The sequence below is a fragment of the Streptomyces sp. NPDC016469 genome, assembly GCF_040632905.1.
In the GTDB taxonomy this organism is placed as follows: Bacteria; Actinomycetota; Actinomycetes; order Streptomycetales; family Streptomycetaceae; genus Streptomyces.
The window spans coordinates 296,380-315,596 of record NZ_JBEYCQ010000004.1 but is presented as its reverse complement, the minus strand read 5'-3'; the positions used below and the strand labels follow the sequence as shown (position 1 = coordinate 315,596).

General features: G+C 71.7%; 14 protein-coding genes, 1 pseudogene and 1 CRISPR repeat array. Of the genes and pseudogenes, 9 read left to right on the top strand and 6 right to left on the bottom strand.

Annotation, left to right across the window (positions count from 1 at the left end):
* Positions 1–44 precede the first annotated feature (44 nt).
* Positions 45–2,324, bottom strand: coding sequence for an ATP-binding cassette domain-containing protein (locus ABZ565_RS06685; protein ID WP_361021142.1), 2,280 nt, complete (start codon positions 2,322–2,324; stop codon positions 45–47).
* 209 nt (positions 2,325–2,533) lie between these two features.
* A complete protein-coding gene (locus ABZ565_RS06680) occupies positions 2,534–2,860 on the bottom strand; it encodes a DUF5132 domain-containing protein (RefSeq protein WP_361021140.1) in 327 nt (108 codons plus the stop codon).
* Positions 2,861–3,370: 510 nt separating this feature from the next.
* Here ABZ565_RS06680 and ABZ565_RS06675 point away from each other — a divergent pair.
* From ABZ565_RS06675 to ABZ565_RS06650, 6 genes are all read left to right on the top strand, one after another.
* Positions 3,371–4,954, top strand: coding sequence for an ABC transporter substrate-binding protein (locus ABZ565_RS06675; protein WP_361021138.1), 1,584 nt, complete (start codon positions 3,371–3,373; stop codon positions 4,952–4,954).
* A gap of 14 nt (positions 4,955–4,968) precedes the next feature.
* Positions 4,969–5,937, top strand: a complete 969-nt coding sequence (locus tag ABZ565_RS06670; protein WP_361021135.1) for an ABC transporter permease — start codon at positions 4,969–4,971, stop codon at positions 5,935–5,937.
* 2 nt (positions 5,938–5,939) lie between these two features.
* On the top strand, positions 5,940–7,805 hold the full coding sequence (locus ABZ565_RS06665; RefSeq protein ID WP_361021133.1) for a dipeptide/oligopeptide/nickel ABC transporter permease/ATP-binding protein: 1,866 nt from the start codon (positions 5,940–5,942) through the stop codon (positions 7,803–7,805).
* Positions 7,802–8,593 carry an ABC transporter ATP-binding protein gene (locus ABZ565_RS06660; protein WP_361021131.1) on the top strand — a complete coding sequence of 264 codons (792 nt, stop codon included), beginning with the start codon at positions 7,802–7,804 and terminating at the stop codon, positions 8,591–8,593. The genes ABZ565_RS06665 and ABZ565_RS06660 overlap by 4 nt, the downstream gene beginning before the upstream one ends.
* A 268-nt stretch (positions 8,594–8,861) precedes the next feature.
* Positions 8,862–9,842 (top strand): ketoacyl-ACP synthase III, encoded by a 981-nt coding sequence (locus ABZ565_RS06655; RefSeq protein WP_361021129.1) that lies wholly within the window; start codon positions 8,862–8,864, stop codon positions 9,840–9,842.
* 88 nt (positions 9,843–9,930) lie between these two features.
* Complete coding sequence (locus ABZ565_RS06650; RefSeq protein WP_361021126.1) at positions 9,931–11,271, top strand: glutamine synthetase family protein; 1,341 nt, start codon at positions 9,931–9,933, stop codon at positions 11,269–11,271.
* Positions 11,272–11,278: 7 nt separating this feature from the next.
* On the opposite strand, the gene ABZ565_RS06645 is transcribed toward ABZ565_RS06650, so the two are convergent.
* Positions 11,279–11,785, bottom strand: coding sequence for a GNAT family N-acetyltransferase (locus ABZ565_RS06645; protein ID WP_361021124.1), 507 nt, complete (start codon positions 11,783–11,785; stop codon positions 11,279–11,281).
* Complete coding sequence (locus ABZ565_RS06640; protein ID WP_361021182.1) at positions 11,782–12,933, bottom strand: type III PLP-dependent enzyme; 1,152 nt, start codon at positions 12,931–12,933, stop codon at positions 11,782–11,784. The genes ABZ565_RS06645 and ABZ565_RS06640 overlap by 4 nt, the downstream gene beginning before the upstream one ends.
* A 649-nt stretch (positions 12,934–13,582) precedes the next feature.
* On the opposite strand from ABZ565_RS06640, the gene rsgA reads away from it, so the two are divergent.
* Together rsgA and ABZ565_RS06630 are read left to right on the top strand one after the other, a co-directional pair.
* On the top strand, positions 13,583–14,671 hold the full coding sequence (rsgA, locus tag ABZ565_RS06635) for a ribosome small subunit-dependent GTPase A (RefSeq protein WP_361021122.1): 1,089 nt from the start codon (positions 13,583–13,585) through the stop codon (positions 14,669–14,671).
* A gap of 59 nt (positions 14,672–14,730) precedes the next feature.
* Entirely contained in the window at positions 14,731–15,240 is a 510-nt protein-coding gene (locus tag ABZ565_RS06630; RefSeq protein WP_361021120.1) for an N-acetyltransferase, read from the top strand.
* A gap of 43 nt (positions 15,241–15,283) precedes the next feature.
* Here the strand turns inward: ABZ565_RS06630 and ABZ565_RS06625 are convergent.
* Positions 15,284–15,448: pseudogene (locus ABZ565_RS06625) on the bottom strand (pirin); the annotation flags it as partial.
* Between the two features lie 49 nt (positions 15,449–15,497).
* On the opposite strand from ABZ565_RS06625, the gene ABZ565_RS06620 reads away from it, so the two are divergent.
* Positions 15,498–16,697 (top strand): tyrosine-type recombinase/integrase, encoded by a 1,200-nt coding sequence (locus ABZ565_RS06620; protein ID WP_361021118.1) that lies wholly within the window; start codon positions 15,498–15,500, stop codon positions 16,695–16,697.
* 70 nt (positions 16,698–16,767) lie between these two features.
* On the opposite strand, the gene ABZ565_RS06615 is transcribed toward ABZ565_RS06620, so the two are convergent.
* A complete protein-coding gene (locus tag ABZ565_RS06615; RefSeq protein WP_361021116.1) occupies positions 16,768–16,950 on the bottom strand; it encodes a helix-turn-helix domain-containing protein in 183 nt (60 codons plus the stop codon).
* A gap of 195 nt (positions 16,951–17,145) precedes the next feature.
* Positions 17,146–18,558: direct repeats of the CRISPR family, unit length 37 nt; unit sequence GTTGCGATCCTCGGCCGCCCCGGAGGGCGACCGCCAC.
* Between the last annotated feature and the right edge of the window lie 659 nt (positions 18,559–19,217).

Genomic DNA, 19,217 nt, shown 5'->3' with positions numbered 1-19,217 from the left:
GCGGTGGCGTCACGCGGCCGGGCGGGTGGGGCGGATTCCTGCGGTCAGGCGGCGAGTTCGCCGGCCTGGAGCTGCCAGAGGGATGCGTAGAGCCCGTGCTGGGCGAGGAGTTCGTCGTGGGTGCCCTGCTCGGCGACGATGCCGCCCTTGTCCAGGACGAAGATGCGGTCGGCGTGGCGGACCGTGGAGAGGCGGTGGGCGATGACGATCATGGTCCGGTCGGCCGCGAAGCTGTGCAGCGTGCGCTGGATGGCGGCCTCCGTCTCGTTGTCCACGGCCGAGGTCGCCTCGTCCAGGATCACGACGGGCGGGTCCTTGAGGATCGCGCGGGCCAGGGCGATCCGCTGCCGCTGGCCGCCGGAGAGCGCGGCGCCGCGTTCGCCGATGAGGGTCTCGTAGCCGTTCGGCAGGGTCGTGATGAAGGTGTGCGCCTCGGCCATGGCGGCGGCCCGGACGACGGCCTCGTCGGAGGCGCCGAAGCTGCCGTAGCGGATGTTGTCGGCGATGCTGCCGTCGAAGAGAAACGGGTCCTGGGCGACGAAGCCGATGGCGTGGCGCAGGTCGTGCCGCCGCAGGTCCTTGACGTCCCGGCCGTCGAGCATGACCTGGCCGCACTCGGCGTCCTGGAAGCGCATGAGCAGTTTGGCGATCGTCGTCTTGCCGGAGCCGGTGGCGCCGACCAGCGCGGTGACCCGCCCGGCCGGGATGGTCAGCGAGAGGCTGTCCAGGGTCGCCGGGCGGCCGGGATAGGCGAAGGTGACCTCGTCCAGGACGATCTCGCCCCGCACGGCGGGGAGTTCGAGCGCCCCTTCGCCGCTGTCGGCCTCGACGGGCAGCTCACGCAGCCGCTGGACCCGCTCGTAGGAGGCGAGGGTGCGCTGGTACTGGTCGGCGATGCCGCCGAGCCGGCTCATCCGCATGAGCAGCATCTGAGGCAGCCCGATCAGGGGGCTGAACACCTCGAAGCGGAGGGTGCCGTCGAGGACCGCGCGGCCGCCGATGAGCAGGGTGCCGGCCATCGAAGCGGTGGTGCAGGCCCGGACGGTCTCGCCGTGGCGGAGGGTGCCGCGGTCGGTGCGGTGGCTGCTCTCCTGAACCGCGTCGCTCAACTGGTCGACGCGCTCGGCCTCGTACGCCTCGGTGCAGAAGCTCTTGACGGTCGCAACGGCTTCGAGCGAGTTGATCACCTGGCTGCCGAGCCTGGCGCGGTGTTCGCCGGTGGCGGCGTAGTCCGTCGCGGCCTTCTCCTGGTGGCGCAGCGAAAGCCAGGCGATGACGGGGATAGGGAGGAAGGCGATCCAGGCGATCTGGGGTGCCAGCAGGAGGAACGCCGGTACCAGAAGGGCCAGGCTGGTGCCGAGTTGCAGCACGTCGTTGGCCGGTCCCGCGAAGAAGGCGCCGAGCTGGCCGACGTCGTTGGTGAGGGTGCCGGCCACCCTGCTGGTCCGTTCGCCCTCCAACTGGCCCAGTTCGAGGTGCTGGACGTGCCGGTAGGTGCGTCCCCGCCAGTCGTGCTCGATGTCCTGGCCGAGCCGGCGCCACTGGAGGTTCGAGGCGTACGAGAGTCCCGCGACGGCGGCGCAGGCAGCGGCCACTAGTCCCGCCAGGCCCCAGAGCTGGGCGGACGCCGTGGTCAGGCCGAGGCCGGCCAGCGGTGCGGCCTCCCCCTTGATGAGGACCAGGCCGGTCCATCCGAGGAAGGTACCGAGCGCCATTTCCGCAGCCTGGCAGGCGACGGACAGGGCTGCGGCCCGGTAGAGGCGGGGGCGGTGGGGTCCCACGATCTCCAGCAGGGGGTGCCGCTCGGCGTCGGGCCCGGCCGCCTCGGCCGTTCCGCGCCACGCCTTCCGCAGGACGACCGCGGTCGCCGCGGCCACTCCGCCGACGGCGACGAGCTGCCTGGTCAGGGCCGATCCCTTGACCAGCGCGGTGCCCGCCGCGACCCCGCCGCCGACGGCGAGCACCGGCCGTACGACAAGGCCCCGGTCCGCCCGAGGGGCCGGCACGGACCGGTCCGTCGCCGCTCGTCCCGTGCCGGCCGCTTCCCGGGCGAGCCGGGCGACGGTGCGGCCGATGATCCGGCCGACGTCCGCGGCGCACAGCCGTGCGTCGTGCCGGACGAGCACCCCGCCGGTGACCGGGCTGGCCTGGGCCTCGGTGATCCCGGGGATGTGGCGCAGCGCGGTGGCGAGAATCTCGGCCGTCCGGGGGCGTCCGACGACGAGCCCGACGTCCCAGCGCTGGCGGCCCGGTGTGACCGAGCGAGGGCTCGCGGCCGGTTCCACGGAGCGGAATCCGGATGCGGCTCCCAGTAGCGATGGCATGTGTACGTTCACCTGTTTGCGGAGGTCGCGGAAGGCCGTCACGGACTCGACGGATCAGGGCGACGGAGCGGGAATTGAGATGCGGAGCGGGCCGACGGTGGCCTCGGGGGGCGCAGGCGGGGCGGCCCCGGAACGGCCGCCACCCTGGCGCGTGCCGCCGCAATCGATCGGCGGGCGCGCCCGGTGGCGGCCGCGGGTCGCACAGGCCGTCAGTGCGTCTTTCCGGCGGCGCTCTCGGCGGTCGCGCGGATCTTCGGGGCCCTCCGGTCCCCCTTGGCACCGTCTCCGGTCGCGTGCTGACCGGGCACGGAGCGGCCCTCGGTGTCGCCGGCGGCGATCTGTGCGGCGACCACGTCGGCGGCGACCTCGGCCGCGAGGTCATGAATGTTCTCCCCGGCCTCGTGGGCCGCCTTCTTCACCTCCATCGCGATTCCGACGGACGCTTTGACGACTCCACCCACCAGTGGCTTCAGCAGACGCTTGGCCAGCGGCGCGACGATGAGTCCGACGAGAAACGGCGGTACTACAGGCGGCATGACGCTCCATCCTCTCCACGCATACGTATGACAGGGAACCCGGGCACGACGAGAAGGGGAGCGGCGCACCGCCGGGCGGAAATAGACATTCCGTTTCGAATTCCGGTACAGAGCCGAAAAATTCCGGATGTTCCCGGAAGTCGAATTCCCGGACGACAGGAACACGCCGTCCGATCCCTTGATCACGGTAGTCGAACAACACCCACCTGGGCCAAATGGATTCCTCCGGGTTCACTCGTGTGAGTGTCCGTGGCCATTTCTCGTGTCCGGAATTAAGCACACTCCGGCGCGCCTAAGGACTGATGATCCGACTATCCTCTTCGAAACATGCTGCCTGGCACATGCCCCGACGCCCCTCCCCCGACTCGTACGGGTGAATCAGGTTCGGCCGCCCCCGCCGATCCCCGCCGCGCCCGGCCCCGGCGGCCGGGCGATTCCGGGTGCTCGAACAGGCTTTGCGGGTAAGGAAGTCGGATCATCACGACCGCTCCCCGGTGTCACCATGGCGCCATGCTCCGACGCACCCCGCCGGCCGTCCTGACGGCCGCGCTCACCGCCTCGGCCCTCGCGCTGAGCGGCTGCGGCGGCGTCGCCCGCTCCTCGACGAACACCCCCCTGGTGGACCGCGGCACCGTCCGGATCGCCGAGGCCAGCGAGACGCCGAGCTTCGACCCGTACTCCACCTTCGGCGCCTCCCAGGCCCATTACGCCTACGACTCCCTGGTGAACCCCGCCGCCGACGGCGGCCTGGCCACCGGCCTGGCCGCCTCCTGGCGGGCGACGGCCACCAGCGCCGTGTTCACGCTCCGCACGGGCGTCACCTGCTCCGACGGGACCGCCCTCACCGCCTCGGCGGTCGCCCGGTCGCTGACCTACGCGGCCGACCCGGACAACCAGCTCGCGGGAGCCCGCACGGTTTTGCCGAACGTCCCCTTCACGGCGCGCGCCGACGACCGGACGCGCACGGTGTCGGTCTCCGCCGGCGCCCCGTTCCCCTTCCTGATCCGCACCATCGGCCTGCTGCCCATCGTCTGCCCGGCGGGCCTGGACCGGCCCGGCTCGCTCGCCCGCGCCACACAGGGCACCGGCCCCTACGTGCTGACCCGCTACACCCCCGGCGGGCCCTACGAGTTCACCGTCCGCGACGGCTACACCTGGGGGCCCGCCGGTGCGACGACCGCCGAGCGCGGGCTGCCCGAGCGCATCCGGCTCTCGGTGGTGCCCCAGACCTCCACGGCGGCGAACCTCCTGCTGACCGGGGGCGTCGACATCGCGCGGGTGAGCGGGCCCGACCGCGCCCGGCTCACCGGCCACGGCCTGGCCGTCTCCGAGGTCGCGACCGTCGTCGGGCTGACCTTCTTCAACCAGCGCCCCGACCGGATCCTCGCCGACCGGGCCGTGCGCCGGGCCCTGGTCTCCGCCCTCGACCGCCGGGGGCTCGCCAACGTCGCCGTGGGCGGCGCCGGCAGCCCCGCCGAGGACTTCGGCGCCGAGGGGGCCGTCTGCCATGCCGACCTCGCCGACGCCAACCTGCCCACCCGGGACGCCGCCGAAGCACTGCGGGAAGCGGGCTGGACCCGCTCCGCCGGCGGTCCGCTCACCAAGCACGGCCGGGCGCTCCGGCTCCGCCTGATCACCAGCCCCGATCTCGGCCCCACCCTGGCATCCGTCGCCGAGCTGATGGCCCGGGAGTGGACGGCGCTCGGCGCGAAGGTCGAGCTGGTCACCGAGAGCCTGCCCGCCCTCGTCAACGCGATGTACACGACGGCCGACTTCGACGTGGTGGTCGGCAGTACGCCGGGCTTCGCCCTGCCGGCGGGCTTCATCCCCTTCTTCTCCGGCCCCGCCCCCGCCGAGGGCCTGAACTTCGCGGGGGTGGCCGATCCGGAGTACGACGCCCTGGTCTCCCGGGCCCTCCGGGAGCCGGACACGACAGGGTGCGCCACCTGGAACAGGGCCGCCGCCGCGCTCTTCCGCTCCGCCGCCGCTCTGCCGATCGCCGAGGGCCGCAGCGGCGTGTACGGCCACCGCACCACATTCACCACTACGTTCGGCGGCCGGCTCGTCCCCACGAGCATCCGCCTCCACCAGTGATCCCGGGGCCCACCATGACCGTTCCCCCACTGCTGCGGCACCCCTGGACGGTGTTCCTGGGCCGTCGCGGCCTCCGGCTCCTCGTCTCCCTCGGCATCGTCGTCACCGCGTCATTCGCGATGATCCGCCTCATCCCCGGCGACCCCGTGCGGGCCGCGCTCGGTGTGGACGCCGCGCCCGACCTCGTCGCCGCCCGACGGCACGCGCTCGGGCTGGACCTGCCGTTCCTGACCCAGTACCGGCAGTACCTCGGCGGTCTGCTGCACGGCGACCTCGGGACCTCGCTGGTCACCGGGGCGCCGGTCGCGGAGCTGGTCCGCACCCGGCTGCCGGCCACCCTGGAGATCGCCGGCCTCGCCTTCCTCACCGCGCTCACCGTCGCCCTGCCCGGCGGGCTGCTCGCCGCCGTCCGCACCCGCGACGGCCGCCGCCCGCGTAGCGAGCTGGCGTTCACCACGGTCACCGCCGGTCTGACCGGGGTACCCGACTTCGTGCTGGCCGCCGGGCTCACCGCCCTGCTCGCCGTCGGCCTCCAGCTGTTCCCGGTGGCCGGTGCGGCGGGCGTCGCCTCCCTCGTGCTCCCCGTCCTCGCGCTCTCCCTCACCCCCACCGCCGTACTGCTGCGCATCGTCAGGGTGGAGGCGCTGAAGGTGCTGGACGAGGACTATCTGCGTACCGCGCGGAGCAAGCGGCTGCCCGCCGCACGCCGCCATCTGCGGCACACGGCACCGAACATGGCGTCCGCGGCGCTCACCGTCGCCGGAAGCCTGCTGCCCGCACTGATCGCGGGCACCGTCCTGGTCGAGAAGGTGTTCGCCTGGCCCGGCATCGGGTCCGCGATGGCCCAGTCCGTGGGCGCGCAGGACTACCCGGTGGTCCAGGCCATGGTGCTGGTGCTCGGGACCACCGTGCTGCTCGCCGGTCTCCTGGTCGACGTGCTGCTCGCCCTGCTCGACCCCCGCTCGGCCATCCGGGAGATGTGATCATGAGCCTTCCCGCCGGTCTCCGGCGCTCCCCCATGGCCTGGGTCACCGGGGTCATGCTGGCGTCGCTCGTCGTGCTCGCCGTGGCCGGCCCGCTGTTCTGGGGCGCGGCGGCCGACCGCCCCGACCCCTCGGCCGTGCTCCAGGGGCCCTCGGCGGCCCACCCGGCCGGCACGGACGGCCTCGGCCGGGACCTGCTGGCCCGGATCCTGGCGGCGGCCCGGCCCTCGCTGCTGCTCGCGCTGGCGTCGGTGCTGCTCGGGGCGACCGCGGGCGTGCTCCTGGGGGCCTGCACCGCCGTCGTCGGCCGACGCGCCCGCCGGCTGGCCGCCGGGCTGATCAACCTCCTGCTCGCGTTCCCGGCGCTCCTGGTCGCGATGTTCCTCGCGGTGGTGTTCGGCGCGGGCACGGCCGGTGCGGTGCTGGCACTCGCCGCCGCGGGGGTGCCCGGGTTCGCGCGGCTGGCCCAGACCCTCGCGGCGGGCGTCGCGGGCACCGACCACCTGGCCGCCGCCAGAGTCCTCGGGCTGGGCCGGTTCCGGCTGCTGTGGCGCCATGTCCTGCCGAACATCGCCGAGCCGCTGCTCCTGAGCGTCACCACGGCGGCGGGCACCGCCCTGGTCGCGCTCTCCGGGCTGAGCTTCCTCGGTCTCGGCGTCCAGCCTCCGGGCTACGACTGGGGGCAGCTGCTCAGCCAGGGGCTCGACCGGATCTACGCCGAGCCGCTTCCCGCGCTCGCACCGGGCCTGGCGCTCGTGTACGCGGCGCTGACGTTCCAGCTGCTGGGCGAGGTCCTGGCCGGGGGTGCCGCCCGGCGCGGCCCGGTGGTGCGCGTCCCGGCACAGCGCTCCGCCCCGAGCGGTCCCGCCGAGGAAGGGCAGGTCCTGCAGGTCGAGGGCCTCACCGTCGAACTCCCGACCCCCGCCGGACCGATCCGCCCGGTGCGCGGGGTGAGCCTGTCGCTGGGGCGGGGCGAGATCGTCGGGCTGGTCGGCGAATCGGGTTCGGGCAAATCGCTGACCGCTCTCGCCGTCGCGGACCTGCTCCCGTACGGCGCCCGGGTCTCCCGGCGTACGCTGCGCCTGCTCGGGACCGATCTCGGCGCGCTGACGCGGAAGGAGCGGGACCGGCACCTCGCGACGGGCCTGTCGGTGATGTTCCAGAACCCGGCGTCCGCGCTCAACCCTGCCTTGCGGATCGGCACCCAGCTCACCGAGGCGGTCCGGACCCATCGCGGGGCGGGCCGCGCCGAGGCCACCGCGCAGGCCGCCGAGGCGCTGCGCCGCGTCGCCCTCCCCCCGTCACTGCTGCGCTCGCGCCCGTACGAGCTCTCCGGCGGCCAGCGCCAGCGGGTGATGATCGCCGCCGGTCTGATGGTGCGGCCGGGGCTGATCATCGCGGACGAGCCGACGACCGCGCTCGACGTGACCGTGCAGCGGCAGATCACCCGGCTGCTCGTGGACATCCGGCGGGACACCTCCGCCGCGATCCTGTTCATCAGCCACGATGTCGCACTGGTCGCCGAGTTCTGCGAACGGGTGCTGGTCATGTACGCGGGCACCATCGTCGAGACCCTGCCCGTCGGCCGGCTCGCCGCGGGCGCCCGGCACCCCTACACCCGGGCGCTCGTCGCGTCGGTCCCGGACCTCGCCGCCGACCGAGGCCGCCCGCTGCCGACGGTCGGGGGCGCCCCGCCCGATCCGCTCGCGCCCTCCCCCGGCTGTGCGTTCGAGGCCCGCTGCCCGCGCCGCCGGGACCGCTGCGCCGAGCAGGCTCCGCCGCTGGACGATCTGGGCTCCGGCCACCGGGTCGCCTGCTGGTACCCGCTGCCGGTGACGGCCGCCGCGGAGACGGCGGCCGCGTCATGACAACCCTCCGGGTGGACGGCCTCACCGTCCGGCGCACCGGCCCCCGCGGCTCCTTCGCCGCCGTGGACGGGGTCTCACTGGAGATCGCGCCGGGCACGACGCTGGGTCTCGTCGGGGAGTCGGGCTCCGGAAAGTCCACGCTGGCGGGCGCGATCGTCGGCCTGGTGCCGGTGCGGGCCGGCCGGATCCTCGTGGACGGGGAGGAGATCCGCACCCGCACCCTCCGGGACCGGCGCCGACTGGGCCGTCGGGTCCAAGTGGTCCTCCAGGACCCGGACACCGCGCTCGATCCCCGGATGACCGCCCGTCAGGCGCTGGTCGAGGCGGCCACGGTGTTCCGCCGGCTCGACCGGGCGGGGCGCACGGAACGCGTCGCCGAGCTGTTGGAGCTGGTCGGCCTGGACGCCGGGCTCGCCGACCGCCTGCCCCGGCAGCTGTCCGGGGGTCAGCGGCAGCGGGTCGCCCTGGCTCGTGCGCTGGCCGTCGAGCCGGGCCTGCTGATCGCCGACGAGATCACCTCGGCGCTCGACGTCTCGGTGCAGGCGTCCGTCCTGAACACGGTCCGCCGGCTTCAGCAGGGGCTCGGTCTGTCCATGCTGTTCATCGGCCACAACCTGCCGGCGGTCTGCCATGTCTCCGACGCGGTGGCGGTCATGCGGCACGGCCGGATCGTGGAGACCGCGCCCACCGGAACGCTTCTGCGCGCGCCGGCCCACCCGTACACCCGGACGCTGCTCGACTCCGTACCGTCCCTGCGTACCGCGCCGCCCGGGAAAACGACGTCGTGACCGCCAGGAATGCGTATCCGCCATTCTGCTGTCAAGCCGACGCATAATTCCTCACGCTCACGGATTACCGCACACTTTTCCCGCGGGTTTTCCGTGAGACGATGCGGCGGCTTCAGAATGCGACGGGGCCTTTCTTTTCTCGAACCGCTTTCGAAAGGTACGGAATATGGGAGTTCTCGCGCCCGGCCAGCCCCTGCCCCACCAGCCTCTGCCCCACCAGCCTCTGCCCCACCGGAGCCGGTCCCATCAGACCGGTGCCGGCCTGTCCGTGCCTTTCGCCGTCGCCGGTACCGGGATGCACCTGCCGCCTGCGGTCGTCACCAACCAGGAGCTGACGCGCACCCTGGACACGAGCGACGCGTGGATCACGAGCCGGACCGGCATCCGCGAACGCCGCTGTCTGGCACCGCACTTGGCGACCTCGGACATGTGTGTCGCCGCCGCGCGTACGGCGTTGGAGGCGGCCGGGATCGAGCCGGCCGGGCTGGACGCGGTCATCGTGGCCAGCTACACGGGCGACCAGCCGCTCGTGTCGACCGCGCTGATCGTCAAGGACGCCCTGGGCGCCCACCGTGCCCTGTCGCTGGACGTCACCCAGGCCGCGTGCGCCTCGGGCATCCAGGCCGTGCTGATCGCCGCCCACCTCCTTCAGAACCCGTCCATCGACACGATCCTGATCCTCGCGGCCGACTGCGCGTCCCGGATCACCGACCCCGCCGACCGCACCACGCGCGTCTTCTTCGGGGATGCCGCGGCGGCCGTCGTCCTCACCCGCAGCGAGACGCCCGGAGCCGGTCTGCTCTCGTACGACCTGGGCTCCCAGCTCTCGTACGACGTCCAGATCCCCGCCGGGGGCTCCCGGCTGCCCGCGAGCAGCGCCACCGTCGCCGCCGGGGAGCACTATCTGCACATGGACGGGCGTGCCGTGTGGAACACCGCGACGACACGCCTCCCCGAGAGCATCCGCAGCGCCGCGCACCAGGCCGGTGTGCCGGTGGACCAGGTGCGGCACTTCTTCCTGCACCAGGCCAACCTGAACATCCTCAACGAGACCCTGAGCGCCCTCGACGTCCCTCGTGAGCGCGCCACCGTCACCATCGACCGGCTGGGCAACACCGGTTCGGCGGGGGTTTTCACGGCGCTGCACACGACGGTGACCGAGGGCGCCCTGCTTCCGGGGGACGTCTATGTGCTCTCCGCCATCGGCGCGGGCTTCCAGTGGGGCAGCCTCTGCCTGCGTCACGCCTGAGTCAGCGTGTCGTTCGGGGCGTCCACGGACGAGTGAACTGCCTGCCGTACCGTGGCGCACCGTCCGCCGCGAACGACAGCATGGGCTCATGATCATCACGCGCTCCGGGGCCGAACGGGCCGCCCAGGCCCGGGCGGCCGAAGCCCAGCTCGCCACCGATGGAATCGACGGGGTGGTGTTCGGCTGGGTCGACAACGCCGGGCTCACCCGGGTGAAGTCGGTGCCCCTCAGCCAGCTCGTACACGCCGCCGAGTTCGGGGTCGGTGCCCCGCCCTGCTTCGATCTCGCCCTGGTGGACGACTCCTTCACCTCCGCCCCCTCCAGCACGGGCGCGGTGGGCGATCTGCGCCTCGTCCCGGATCTCGACCGGCTCACCCCCCTCGCGGCCCAGCCCGGCTGGGCCTGGGCCCCGGCCGATCGCTACTCCCAGGACGGCGCTCCGCACCCCGGCTGTCAGCGCGGCTTCGCCCGCCGGGCCGCGGAGGCCTTGGAGCGGCGCGGCCTGACGTTGCGCGCCGGGATCGAGGTCGAGTGGGCGGTGGCCGACGCCGCGGGCGATCCGGCGACGACCGGGCCCGGATACGGCATGACCCGCTTCATCGAGCACTCCGACTACCTCCGGGACGTGCTGCGAGCCCTCACCACGCAGGGGCTCAGCGTGGCCCAGCTCCATCCCGAGTACGCCGCCGGGCAGTTCGAGGTCTCCGTGGCCGCCGAGGGCCCGGTCGAGGCGGCCGACACGACGATGCTGATCCGCCACACGATCCGGGCCGTCTCCGCCCGGCACGGCCTGCGCGTCTCGTACGCCCCCGTCTTCACCGAAGGCGCGCTCGGCAACGGCAGCCACCTCCACCTCAGCCTCTGGCGTGAGGGCCGCAACCTCGGCCACGGTGGCTCCGGCCCCCACGGCTTGCACCCCGAGGCGGAGCACTTCCTGGCGGGAGCGCTGGCGGAACTGCCCGCGCTGCTCGCCCTCGGCGCGCCGGGGGCCGCCTCCTACCTGCGCCTGGTCCCGGCCCACTTCGCCGGGGCATACCGGTGCTGGGGACTGGAGAACCGTGAGGCGGCGCTGCGCCTGATCACGGGCTCCACCGCCGAGCAGGCGAACGCCGAGTTCAAGTGCTTCGATGCCGCCGCCAACCCGTATCTCGCGGTGGGCGGTGTGCTGGCCGCCGGGCTGTCCGGGCTCGATGCCGGACTGCCCCTGCCTCCCGAGACCCGGGGCGACCCGGTCACGGCGGCCTCCGCCGAGCGCCTCCCGGTCAGCCTGTCGGAGGCGGCCGACGCGTTCGAGAAGTCCGCGCTGCTGCGACAGACGCTCGGACGCGAGTTGTACGAGGCGGTGCTGGCGGTGCGGCGGGCGGAGGCGGACCTGTTCGCGGGGCGCTCGGACGTGGAGGTCATCGAGGCGACGCGCTGGCGGTACTGACGAGCGGTCAGCCCGACCCGTTCAACTCCCGCGTCATGTAGACCGCGGCCGGGCCGTAGCTCGCGGGCAGTGGGGTTCCGGGCCGGACGCGGTAGTTCAGCGCGGACCACATCCCCTGCGTGCCGTGCACGGCGACCAGGGAGGAAGTCCGGTATCCGGCCGTCCGCCCGGCTTCCTCCAGGTGCCGCAGCATCCGGGGAGCCAGGCCGCGCCCGCGCAGCCGCTCGGCGATCACCAGGTCGTGTAGGTGCAGGTTGGTCCCCGCCGGCCCCACTTGTTCGAGCAGGCGCAGGTCCGGGCAGCGGCCGAGCGGGTACGGCAGGGCGAGCAGGTAGCCGCCGAAGGCACCCTCGCACAACAGCACGAAGCAGGTGGACGGCGATGCGCGGTGCCGGGACCGCAGTGCCTCCTCGCCCTCGGACAGACCGCTTGCCGCATAGGCGCGTCGCTCCAGCGCGACCACCTCGCCCCAGTCCTCTTCCCGGAGCGGGCGGATCGTCCCGGAATCCGTCATGCGCCACCGACACAGGTGTAGGGCAGGGGCGCGAAGCCGTTGAAGCCCCGGGTGGTGTAGGCGGTAGCGTACGCGCCGCAGGAGTGGACCCAGACCGGGTCGCCGGAGGCAACGGCGCGCGGAACGCGGACCGCGCCGCCCTCCCGCGCGTACGCGTCGTCGCTGTCGCAGGTCGGTCCGGCCACCAGGGCCTCGACGAACCGGCCGTCGGAGCGGGAGGGGAACTCCAGCCGGTACCGCAACTGGTCCATCTCGTAGAGGCCGTTGAACTTGCCGCAGCTGAGGAAGAGCCAGTCCTCGCGGGTGCCGTCGAGCCGTTGGCGGGAGGTGAGCCGGGCAACGTGGGCCCGGATAGCGCCGTGATCGGCGACCAGGTGCCGGCCGGGTTCCAGCAGGAAGCGCAGGGGCCCCGCGTTGCCGGCGCTCAGCCGTTCCATGCCGTCGCGGATCACCCGGAAGATCTTGTCCATCGGAGGATCCAGTGGCCGCCCGTACCGGTCGAGCACGCCGAGCGCCGGCAGCCCCCCGCCGAGGTTGATCCGGTCCGGCACGATGCCCTGCCGGTTGAGCGCGGTCACCAGGTCGGCCAGTGTCTCGATCGCCTCACCCCACGCCTCCGCCGTCATCTGCTGGGAGCCGACGTGCACCGACAGCCCGGACGGCACAAGGCCGGCGGCCCGGGCCGCTCCGAGCACGCGCAGGGCGTCCTCGGGCGAGCAGCCGAACTTGTGGCTGAGCCCCCACAGCGCGCCGCTCCCGGTGGTGGAGACCCGACAGAAAACCCGTGATCCGGGGGCGTGTTGCGCAATCGCGGCGACGTCCTCGCGGCTGTCGGTGGCGAAGTCGCGCACGCCCAGCCGGTACGCCTCGGCAATGTTGCGGTCGGACTTGACGGTGTTGCCGTAGTGGATCAGCCCGGGCCGCACTCCGGTGCGCAGCGCCTGCGCGATCTCCTGCGGACCGGCCGCGTCGAAGCCGGACCCGAGCCGGGCGAGATGGCCGAGCACTTCGTCCACCGGGCACGCCTTCATTGCGAACCGCACTTCCAGGCCCGGCAGTTCGCCGCACAGTGCCGCGTACTGCCGCCCGATGCCGTCCAGGTCGTACACCAGGGTGTCCTCGGACGCGGCGGCGAGCGCGGCACGCAGCGCGGATGGCTCGGCCGTGGTGTGCCCACCGGCTCTGGCCCGGTCGCCCGCCCGGCGCTGCGCGGCGATCTGACGCGTGTCGGAGCACTGAGGCGTCACGTACGAACTCCCAATTCGGTGGACGACCGGCGCCAAGTTCCCTCTGGCAGCCGCGAGATGAAGGAGGCAGCGCGCGAACCGGCTGGGGGCCTCCGCCCCGCCTTCCCCTCCTCGCCACAACTCTATGGAGATGTGGAGTCGCACCTGTCCGGTGCCGGGCGCGGTCACCCCGTACGACGCCGCTTCGGGGGGCCCGAGGCAGCCGTGCCTCACCGGTCAGCGGCGTCTTCGTGGTCGGGGGGCAGAACCACCCGAACGACTTCGATGTGCGCCTCCCCGATCTTGACGATCTTGGCAATCGTCGAGCGCGGGAGTACGGCCGAGGCCGTACGGACCCTTGGGTGGAGGCGCCCCGGCTCTTCTGAGCCGTGTTAGCGTGCATGTCGCAGAGACGACTGGGTCGACGCTCGATGAATGGGAGGTGAGATTGATGACTGCCGTAGAGACCGCTGCCGTTCGCAGCGCCCTCCGGACCATCCTCACGTCCCGGGCCCCGGTCTGACCTGAGCTTCGCGCTCCCCCACGGGGCCCTCGTTCAAGGGTCTTTACGTTGTCTCAATTCTCGCACCACCACCATGCCCAGCCGTACTCCCTCACGGATTACGGCTGGGACGAGGCGTGGGACCACGCCTTCTCCCCCTACCGCGAGGCCGGACTGGTCCCGGCCCGCATCGTGCGCGCCGAGCACGGCTCGTGCGAAGCGGGCACCGACGCCGGAATCCGCCATGCGGAGATCCCCGGCGGCGCCGAGCGGGTAGCGCCCACCGCGGGCGACTGGGCTGTCCTGTCTCCTGCCACCGCGAGCCGCGGGCCGGTGCTGCACGCGGTACTGGAGCGACGCACGTCGCTCGTACGGTCGACCGCTTCGCGTACCTCCCGGAGCCAGGTCCTGGCCGCGAACGTCGACACCGTCGTGGTGACGGTGTCGCTGGCTGTTCCGCGGAAGCACGGCAGGACGGAACGCATGCTCGCTCTGGCCTGGGAGAGCGGAGCCCGGCCGGTCGTCGTACTCACCAAGGCCGACCGGTGTGCGGACCCCCAGCAGGCCGCGGCCGAGGTGTCCGAGGTCGCACCCGGCGCGGAGGTGCTCGTCACCAGCGCCGTGACCGGGGAGGGACTGGACACCCTGACGGCTGTCCTGAACGGCACCATCGTGCTGCTCGGTCCTTCGGGGGCGGGCAAATCCACTCTCGGGAATCAACTGCTCGGCGAGGAGCGGCTGGCGACCGGCACCGTGCGCGACGTGGACGGGAAGGGCCGGCACACCACCGCGTGGCGGGAGCTGGTCCCGCTGCCGGGCGGCGGGGTCCTGCTGGACACTCCCGGCCTGCGGGCAATCGGTCTGCACGACGCGCAGAAGGGGCTTGAGCAGACCTTCGCGGAGATCGAACTCCTCGCGCGGGAATGCCGTTTCACCGACTGCGGACATGGCAGCGAGCCGGGTTGCGCGGTGCAGGCCGCCGTCGAGACCGGGGAGATCTCCCGGCGCCGGCTGGCCAGCTACGACCGGCTGCTCAGGGAGAACGCCTACGAAGCCTCGCGCACCGACGCCCGCCTGCGGGCCGGCCGCGAGGCCACCAAGAAGGACATCACGCAGCACCTGCGGGCGACCTACCGGTTCCGGGACCGCCAGCGGTGAGCGGCCACCACGACTCCATCGCCGGCACCGCCCCACTCGCCCCTGAGAACGGAACGACCATGCCCCTGTGGACCACCCGCCCCGAGACCCCCGACGACATCCCCGCCATCCGTGACATCAACCTCGCGGCCTTTCCGACCCCCCAGGAAGCCGACATCGTCGAGGCCCTGCGCGCCGACCCGAAGGCATGGATCGACGGCCTTTCCATGGTCGCGACGGGCCCCGACAACGCCCCCGTGGCGCTCGCACTGCTGACCCGCTGTCACGTCGACGGCGAACCAGCGCTCGCCCTCGCTCCATGCGCCGTCCTGCCATCGGCCCAGCGCACCGGTGCCGGCTCGGCGGCCATCCGTGCAGCACTGAGCGCCGCCCGGACCGGGGGAGAAAACCTCGTCCTGGTCCTGGGGCACGCCACCTACTACCCCCGGTTCGGCTTCACACCGGCCTCCGGCTTCGGCATCCGGGCCCCCTTCGACGTTCCGGACGAGGCCATGATGGCCATGATCCTGGACGACACCCGCCCGGCCCCGACGGGCACCATCCAGTACCCCGCCGCGTTCGGCGTCTGACCCCTGCTGTGGCGCCCCGGAACCCCTCCGGGGCGCCACCGGCTCAGCGCACGCGCCCCCACGGCTTCAGCGCCACGTCCGGCAGCGCGGGCGCCGGAATCGGCGGGCCGTCGTCACCGTGCACGGTGCCGAACCGGTCACCGCCCATCCAGTCCTCGCGAGCCCGGGCGATCTCGCCCTGGCTCCTGCCCACGAAGTTCCACCACATATCACGCCTTCGGCGTTTCATCCCAGCTCAGAGGCGTGACGCACCATCCGTGGTCAGCAAAGTGTCAGCAAGCGACCCCGAAGACGGAACGATGGCGAGCAAACCCCTGGCCCGCGGTATGGGCACCTTCTTCAAGGACTGCGAGCACAGCAACAGCAGGTGGTCGAAGTGCCCCCACGAGTACAAGATCAGGTACCGCAACACGGCCGGCAAGCAGACCGAGGAATCGGGCTTTGCCGACCAGGACCAGGCCATCGAGCGGCTGACCGCCATCCACACCGCGAAGAAGGCTGCGCCGCAGAGTCAGACCAGGGCAGCCCGGATCCAGAAGTACGGGCAGATGCGCTTCGAGGAGTACGCCGCGGACTGGAAGTCGAGCCAACGCGACCTGTCCGCGAGCTCACTGCGCCACCTCGAGTCCTTGATGAGGCACCACCTGATCCCCGCTCTTGGCAGCCGTCGCATGAGCAGCTTCGACCACAAGGTGGTGGACGGCTTCATCCAGACCATGGAACGGCAGGGGGCCGGGCTGGCAACCCAATCCAATGCCTTCGACAAGTTGAAGGCCATCCTCCTCGATGCCCACCGCCTCGGCCTGTACGACGACAACCCGTTGGAGGGCATCAAGCCACCGCAGTACGACCCGAAGCGCGCGGTTATTCCTTCACCTGACCAGCTTAAGAAGATCCGAGTTGCCGGCGATGACGATTTCCTTCTCATCACCGACCTCATGAGCGGATGCGGAATGCGCAACGGAGAAGCGGCAGCGGCCAATATCAACAACATCGTCGCCGACGACATCTACCGAATATCCGAGCAAGTGAACCAAACGACGAGGCAGTATGACCGCCTCAAGCACCGAAAATTGGGCGAGTACCGCGACACACCGCTCCCCGCCCACACGAGGCAGACGATCCTCTGGTACGCCGATAAGCACGGGACCAGCCCCGAGGGGTACTTGATGCGCCATCCTCGGGATCCCAGCCAGACGTACCCAGCCTACAGCCTCTCCAATCAATGGAAGCGAATCAAAGCCTCCGGAAATGTGGACATCCCGGAGGGGCTAGTGATCTACAGCTTCCGGCACTACTTCGCCTCGAACTGCTTGAGCCACGGAATTCCGATCACCGACGTAGCAGAATGGATGGGCCACAGGAGCCTGGATATCACGTTCAAGATCTATCGTCACCTAATGCCGGGTTCAATCGGAAGGGCCGCGAAGATGCTCAATATGGGATTGGCTGCATAGAACGCAGGTGGGGCCCCTGTCGATACATGCACAGGGGCCCCACGGGGCCGCTTCCTTAGAGTGACGACGTTCAGAGCTGCCGCATCCGAACCCAAGCCTGAACTTCCGAAGACTTGAATTGAATCTTGGCATTACTTCCATTGCCGAACTTGTAAGCCTTCAGCCCCACAGCTGCCGCCTCCCTGTACACCCAAGGCACGGACATGTTGAGGTATTCAGCTACCTGCCTTACATCCATGAACTGCACAGCCATCACTGTCCGCCCTTCCAGTGGAACGTCTAGGTCTCCGAGACGTTCATATACTCCACGGGGCCTGCGCTTTGGATTGGCCGGGAAATTCCGCTAAGGTGTCATCTCGCATGTTCGGACGGGCGGACGCCAGATTCATTCACCTACACAACGACGCTCGCGGCTTGGATACATCGGTCGACGTTCGGCGTGCCCACCGTTGCGTTCCTCGGTCGCCCCTGGGGCCAACGCCGCCGGGACCACGGTTCTGCCCTATCCGTTGCGATCCTCGGTCACTCCAGAGGGCGACCGCCACCAGCCGCCTCGACGTCCTTGCTCTCCTCCTCGATCTTGTTGCGATCCTCGGCCGCCCCGGAGGGCGACCGCCACCTGGACAGCCGACCGGAGACATGGACGGGGGCCTGGCGTTGCGATCCTCGGCCGCCCCGGAGGGCGACCGCCACCAGCGGAAGACCGCCCGGCGCCGGGCCAAGCGCAGCGTTGCGATCCTCGGCTGCCCCGGAGGGCGACCGCCACCGCCTGGTCGAGGTGCAGCTGCCCGTCGATGACGCGGTTGCAATCCTCGGCCGCCCCGGAGGGCGACCGCCACAAGAGTGGGCAGATTCCCGGTTCGGTGGAAGCAGCGTTGCGATCCTCGGCCGCCCCATAGGGCGACCGCCACCAGGGTGGCGGTCCAGGAGGCGCTGCGCGCGGGTGGTGTTGCGATCCTCGGCCGCCCCGGAGGGCGACCGCCACCCTCGCTGACGAACGTGTTGTCCTTGCCGCCGAACGCGTTGCGATCCTCGGCCGCCCCGGAGGGCGACCGCCACGCGGGGAGCATGGCGTGCAGGTGGAGCGCGGGGCTGTTGCGATCCTCGGCCGCCCCGGAGGGCGACCGCCACCGCGTCCACGGTGCCGACGACGCGAGGATCATCGCCGGGTTGCGATCCTCGGCCCCCCGGAGGGCGACCGCCACGACAGGTTCCTCGCGTCGTCCAGGACCACCCGGTTGTTGCGATCCTCGGCCGCCCCGGAGGGCGACCGCCACGAGGTGCTCACCGGTCAGTACGCGCCGCAGGAAACGTTGCGATCCTCGGCCGCCCCGGAGGGCGACCGCCACCTGCGGTCGTGCTGTCCGTAGCCGGCCGGGCTTACGTGTTGCGATCCTCGGCCGCCCCGAAGGGTGACCGCCACGCGCATGCTGCTGGCTCCGGCCTGGCTTGAGCTGGAGTTGCGATCCTCGGCCGCCCCAGAGGGCGACCGCCACACCGGCCCCATCGGCATAGCGGTCCTGCTGATCGTGTTGCGATCCTCGGCCGCCACGGAGGGCTACCGCCACCCATGCTCTTCATGCTGTTCCTTTAGGCCCTTCTGGAAGTTGCGATCCTCGGCAGCCCCGGAGGGCGACCGCCGCCGGCCAGGAGGTCGTACCGGCGGTGCCGGACGGGCCGTTGCAATCCTCGGCCGCACCGGAGGGCGACCGCCACCACGATTCAGGTTGACGGGCTCCGCGACTTTCAGCGGTTGCGATCCTCGGCCGCCCCGGAGGGCGACAGCCACTGCTTCGTGTACGGCGCGATGCGGTCGTTACCGAGGTTGCGATCCTCGGCTGCCCCGGAGGGCGACCGCCACCCGCCCCACAGCCTGATCACGCCACCGGTCTCGATGTTGCGATCCTCCGTAGTGCCCTGGTACTTCGCGACGACGGCCCGCTGGTTGCGATCCTCAGTCGCCCCGGAGGGCGACCGCCACGATGCTGAGAGCACGGCTGAGCTCTACCAGGCACAGTTGTGATCCTCGGCCGCCCCGGAGGGCGACCGCCACCCGTCAGACCGAGCGCCGCGTTCGCCTCCTGGTGCTGTTGCGATCCTCGACCGCCCCGACCGGCCGCATCACCCAGTTCGTCTCGGCGTTGCGATCCTCGGTCACCCCGGAAGCTACCGCCACCCGTACGGGCCGCGACCACCGAGGGCCGGGAAGCGGAGTTGCGAACCTCGGTCGCCCCGAAGGCGACCGCCACCCTAAGTCGACGCCGCCACCACGGACGCCCAGATGTTGCGATCCTCGGCCGCCCCGGAGGGCGACCGCCACTGCCGTTGCCCGGGTCGGTCCAGGTGAGGCTGTCGTCGTTGCGATCCTCGGCCGCACCGTCGGGCGACCGCCACGGCAACGCCAATGAGCCACGCACAGATGGTCCAGAAGTTGCGATCCTCGGCCGCCCCGGAAGGCGACCGCCACCTCCGCACGCCGGCCCGGGCACGAGCGTGACCAACCCGTCGCGATCCTCGGCC

Bases quoted from the DNA above. Each gene is read 5' to 3' on its own strand.
- ABZ565_RS06685 (WP_361021142.1), bottom strand. From the start codon at position 2,324: ATGCCATCGCTACTGGGAGCCGCATCCGGATTCCGCTCCGTGGAACCG.
- ABZ565_RS06680 (WP_361021140.1), bottom strand. From the start codon at position 2,860: ATGCCGCCTGTAGTACCGCCGTTTCTCGTCGGACTCATCGTCGCGCCG.
- ABZ565_RS06675 (WP_361021138.1), top strand. From the start codon at position 3,371: ATGCTCCGACGCACCCCGCCGGCCGTCCTGACGGCCGCGCTCACCGCC.
- ABZ565_RS06670 (WP_361021135.1), top strand. From the start codon at position 4,969: ATGACCGTTCCCCCACTGCTGCGGCACCCCTGGACGGTGTTCCTGGGC.
- ABZ565_RS06665 (WP_361021133.1), top strand. From the start codon at position 5,940: ATGAGCCTTCCCGCCGGTCTCCGGCGCTCCCCCATGGCCTGGGTCACC.
- ABZ565_RS06660 (WP_361021131.1), top strand. From the start codon at position 7,802: ATGACAACCCTCCGGGTGGACGGCCTCACCGTCCGGCGCACCGGCCCC.
- ABZ565_RS06650 (WP_361021126.1), top strand. From the start codon at position 9,931: ATGATCATCACGCGCTCCGGGGCCGAACGGGCCGCCCAGGCCCGGGCG.
- ABZ565_RS06645 (WP_361021124.1), bottom strand. From the start codon at position 11,785: ATGACGGATTCCGGGACGATCCGCCCGCTCCGGGAAGAGGACTGGGGC.
- ABZ565_RS06630 (WP_361021120.1), top strand. From the start codon at position 14,731: ATGCCCCTGTGGACCACCCGCCCCGAGACCCCCGACGACATCCCCGCC.
- ABZ565_RS06615 (WP_361021116.1), bottom strand. From the start codon at position 16,950: ATGGCTGTGCAGTTCATGGATGTAAGGCAGGTAGCTGAATACCTCAAC.